1 protein-coding gene is annotated in these 674 nt (G+C 63.8%); it reads left to right on the top strand.

The genetic code is table 11. From position 1 onward, the window contains the following. Positions 1–674 (top strand): Gfo/Idh/MocA family protein (locus A5706_RS18365; protein ID WP_068133351.1); only part of this gene is annotated, 674 nt, incomplete at both ends.

Here is a 674-nt window from a genome sequence, read left to right on the forward strand (position 1 = left end):
GCCAAGCACGGCATCGCTCGGGTGCACGAAAACTATGCGGCGCTTATCGCCGACCCGGACGTGGATGCGGTCTACATCTTGGCGCCGACGGGTTTGCACGGCAGGTGGACCCGGGCTGCGCTTGATGCGGGCAAGCACGTGCTGTGCGAAAAGCCGTTCACTGCCAACGCCGCCGAGGCCCGCGAGATCGCCGAGTTAGCCGCGAAATCAGATCGTGTCGTCATGGAGGCGCTCCAGTACCGCTACCATCCGTTGACATCGCGCGTCGAGCAGATCATCGCTTCGGGGGAGCTGGGTAGATTGCAGCGAGTGGAGGTAGCGGTGTGCGTCATGCTGCCGAAGCGTTCAAATAGCAACATCTACGACTACTCCCTTGCCGGTGGCGCGCTGATGACCGACGGAAGCTATACGGTCGACATGCTCCGTACGTTCGGCGGTTCGACCCCGGAAGTCGTTTCGGCTCGTGCGAAACTGGGCGGTCCCGAAGTGGACCGGGCTATGACGGCCGAATTGCGGTTCGCCGGCGGGCACACGGGCCGCCTGCACTGCGCGCTGTGGTCGTCGGATCTTTTTCGAGCGAGCGCCAGGATCGTTGGCGATCGCGGCCGGCTGCATTGGCTCAGTCCGGCGGCACCTCAAGTTCTCCCTCGGCTCTCCATCCAATCAGCCGACAG

The sequence above is a fragment of the Mycobacterium sp. E796 genome (assembly GCF_001672815.1).
Lineage (GTDB): Bacteria > Actinomycetota > Actinomycetes > Mycobacteriales > Mycobacteriaceae > Mycobacterium.